The sequence below is a fragment of the Protofrankia sp. CiP1_Cm_nod1 genome, assembly GCF_920888515.1.
GTDB lineage: Bacteria > Actinomycetota > Actinomycetes > Frankiales > Frankiaceae > Protofrankia.
In genome coordinates this window covers 1-3,464 of record NZ_CAKKTM010000465.1, presented here as the reverse complement: position 1 = coordinate 3,464, position 3,464 = coordinate 1, and the positions used below count along the sequence as shown (strand labels likewise).

At 75.1% G+C, this 3,464-nt stretch carries 3 protein-coding genes; all 3 read right to left on the bottom strand.

Going from position 1 to position 3,464, the window contains the following annotated elements; genetic code table 11:
- Window positions 1–38 precede the first annotated feature (38 nt).
- From NBX02_RS22030 to panC, 3 genes are read right to left on the bottom strand one after another with little or no spacing between them, the layout of a single operon-like run.
- Window positions 39–1,856, bottom strand: a complete 1,818-nt coding sequence (locus NBX02_RS22030; protein ID WP_250292906.1) for an L-aspartate oxidase — start codon at window positions 1,854–1,856, stop codon at window positions 39–41.
- Window positions 1,853–2,380 carry an aspartate 1-decarboxylase gene (gene panD, locus NBX02_RS22025; RefSeq protein ID WP_250292903.1) on the bottom strand — a complete coding sequence of 176 codons (528 nt, stop codon included), beginning with the start codon at window positions 2,378–2,380 and terminating at the stop codon, window positions 1,853–1,855. Before panD ends, NBX02_RS22030 begins: the two co-directional genes overlap by 4 nt.
- Before the next feature lie 2 nt (window positions 2,381–2,382).
- Entirely contained in the window at window positions 2,383–3,282 is a 900-nt protein-coding gene (gene panC / locus NBX02_RS22020) for a pantoate--beta-alanine ligase (protein WP_250292901.1), read from the bottom strand.
- Window positions 3,283–3,464 lie beyond the last annotated feature (182 nt).

The window sequence follows — 3,464 nt, the reverse complement described above, 5'->3', positions numbered from 1 at the left end:
CGGCGACGGCGACAGCGGCGGTGGGGACGGCAGTGGCATCAGGCCCGGTCCGAGGCGTGCCCGGCGGCTGCCGGGTGGCCTGGCGCAGGCGCGGCCTCCGCGGCGTTCAACGGCTCGTATGTCACTGAGAGCTCACCTTCCGCGTCCAGCTGGGTGAGGATGTGGCCACGCCAGCGTGCGTCGTCAGTGTTACCGAAATCTTCCCGCCAGTGCGAGCCGCGGGTTTCCTGACGCATTGTGGCAGCCGCGACCAGCGCTGTGGCGACGGTCCGCAGGTTGGTCATCTCCCAGGCGTCCGGGCCGGCGGTGACGGTGCCGCCGGCCCGCAGGTCCCCGAGGGCGGCCAGCGTCTTCGCGGTCGCCCGCAGGCTCTGCGCGCTGCGCAGCACCCCGGCGCCGTCGGCCATGGCGCGGGTCAGGTCGGCGCGGGCCGCCGGGTCGGCGAGCCCGGCCGAGCCGCGTCCCACCACCGGGTTCGCCGGCTTCGTCGGGGCGGGCAGCCCCCGGGCGAGATCGGTGCCGATGCGGGCGGCGAAGACCAGCCCCTCCAACAGGCTGTTGGACGCCAGCCGGTTCGCCCCGTGCACGCCCGTGCAGGCGACCTCGCCGCACGCGTACAGCCCGGGGACGCTGGTCCGCCCCCAGACGTCGGTGCGTACGCCGCCGCTGGCGTAGTGCGCCGCCGGAGCGACCGGGATCGGCTCGCGGACCGGGTCCACGCCGGCGGCCCGGCAGCGGGCGGTGATCGTCGGGAAGCGCCGCAGCAGGGTGGCGCTGCCCAGGCCGCGGGCGTCGAGGTAGAGGTGGTCGACGCCCTGGGCGGACATCACCTGGGACATCCGCTTGGCGACGACGTCCCGCGGCGCCAGGTCGGCGAGCGGGTGGACGCCGTCCATCACCCGGTGCCCGGCGGCGTCCACCAGGTGGGCGCCCTCGCCGCGCATGGCCTCGCTGACCAGCGGCTGCTGGCCGGAGACGGACGGCGCGCCGGACGGCTCATCGTCGCCGCCAGCCGGTCCGGTCGCGCCGGCCGGGCCCGCCCCCGCCCCCAGCCGCGCTCCCGCTGCCGTCGACGGCGGGACCAGCCACAACGCGGTCGGATGGAACTGGACGAACTCCAGGTCGGTGACGACCGCGCCGGCGCGCAGCGCCAGCGCCACGCCGTCCCCGGTGGACACCGGCGGGTTCGTGGTGGCGGCGAAGATCTGCCCCATCCCGCCGGTGGCGAGGATCACCGCGCGGGCGGCGACCGCGCCCACCCCGTCCTTGCTGCCCTCGCCCAGGACGTGCAGGGTCACCCCGGCGGCGTTGCCGTCGGCGTCCAGCAGCAGGTCGAGGACGAGCGCGTGCTCGATCACCTCGACGCCCGGGTCGGCGCGTACCGCCGTGATGAGCGCCCGTTCGACCTCCAGGCCGGTGGCGTCGCCGCCCGCGTGCACGATCCGGCTGCGCAGGTGGCCGCCCTCGCGGGTCAGCGCGAACCCGCCGGTGGAGCCGTTCCGGTCGAACGCGGCGCCCAGCGCGGCCAGCTCCCGCACCCGGGCCGGCCCCTCGGTGACGAGGATCCGCACGGCGTCGGCGTCGCACAGCCCGACCCCGGCGGTCAGGGTGTCGGCCAGATGATCCTCGGGGGAGTCCTCCGGGGCGAGCGCGGCGGCGATGCCGCCCTGCGCCCAGCGGGTCGACCCCTCGTCCAGGCGCGCCTTCGTGACCAGCAGCACCCGGCCGGCGGGCACGGCCGCGCGGGCGTGCAGGACGGCGCTGAGCCCCGCGATCCCCGACCCGATCACCACGATGTCGGCGTCGAGGGCCCAGCCAGGCCGGGGCGTGCCGAGGCGGCAGGGCAGGAAGGTCATGGGCGGATCCGCGCTCCGACCGTGGCCGGCCGCCCGCCGTCCGGCTCGTGCCGGGGCGCCTCCCGGCCGGCTCTCGTCCCGTCGACGGACAGCTGATCGACCGACAGCGGCTGGACGATGTCCCCGCGCAGGCTGGACGGGTCGTCCGGGATCGCCGCCGCCGGATCCTGCCCGTGGGCGACGACCCGGTTGGTGGCGTCCACGAACAGCACCCGCGGGGTGAACCGGCGGGCCTCGGCATCGGCCATGACCGCGTACGCCAGAATGATCACAAGATCTCCGGGATGGACAAGCCTTGCCGCCGCGCCGTTGATCCCGATGATCCCGCTGCCGGGCGGGCCCGCGATCGCGTAGGTCTCCAGCCGGGCGCCGTTGTCGATGTCGACGATCGTGACCTGCTCGCCGGGGAGCAGGTCCGCGTCCGCCATCAGGTCGGCGTCGATCGTGACGGAACCGACGTAGTGCAGGTCGGCCTGGGTGACCGTGGCGCGGTGGATCTTCGATTTGAGCATGGTCCGGAACACGGTCAGCCGTCCTCCCCGGGCAGCGTGAGCTCGATGTTGTCGATCAGACGGGTGGTGCCCACCCGGGCCGCGACCAGCAGCAGCGCCTGGCCGGTGCGTACCGGTGCCAGATCGTGGGGGCCTGCCAGCCGCAGGTAGCCCACCTCGACGTCCGGTTCGCCGGCGAGCACCTCGCCGGCGGCGGCCAGCACCACGTCCGCTCCCTCGTCGGCGACGCGCACCCCGACGGCGAGCGCCCGTGACAGCGCGAGCGCGCTGCGGCGCTGGTGGGTGGTCAGGTAGGCGTTGCGGCTGGACAGCGCCAGCCCGTCCGGGGCCCGCACCGTCGGCACCGCGACGATCTCGGTCGGGAAGGCCAGGTCACGCGCCATCCGCCGGACGAGGACGAGCTGCTGGGCGTCCTTCTTGCCGAAGAAGGCCAGGTGCGGGCGGGTCAGGTGGAGCATGGTCGCGACGATCGTGAGGACGCCGTCGAAGTGCCCGGGGCGGCTGGCGCCCTCCAGCACCTCGCCGAGCGAGCCGGCGCTGACCCGGACGAGCGGCGGGGTCTCGTGCACGACCGGCGGGGCGAAGACGATGTCCGCGCCTTCGCGGCCGCACAGCTTCAGGTCGGCGTCGAGCGTCCGGGGGTAGCGGGAGAGGTCCTCGCGGGGGCCGAACTGCAACGGGTTCACGAAGATCGTGACGATCAGCTGGTCCGCGCGGGCCCGGGCGGCGCGGATCAGCTCGGCGTGCCCGGCGTGTAACGCGCCCATCGTCATGACGACAGCCCGTGTAGTATTTGCCGCTAAGGGTGACGCGTCGAGCAGTGAGTCGAGTTCCGCGCGGCTCAGGGCCAGCGCCGGTTCCCCGTCGCCGGGCGATCGGGGGCGTGGCGAAGCCGCGGTTGCGGATGTGGCCATCAATGTCGTTCCAGTCCTCGTAGGGGTACCGGACGTCGCGCGCCAGCCTAACCCGAACGCGATCGCGCGCGCACGTCTGTCACGTACCGCATATGTGACAAGCGGCTGGCGGCCGCGGCCGGCGGTTACCGGCCGGCGGGCTCCGGCCGGCGGGCTCCGGCCGGCGGGCTCCGGCCGGCGGG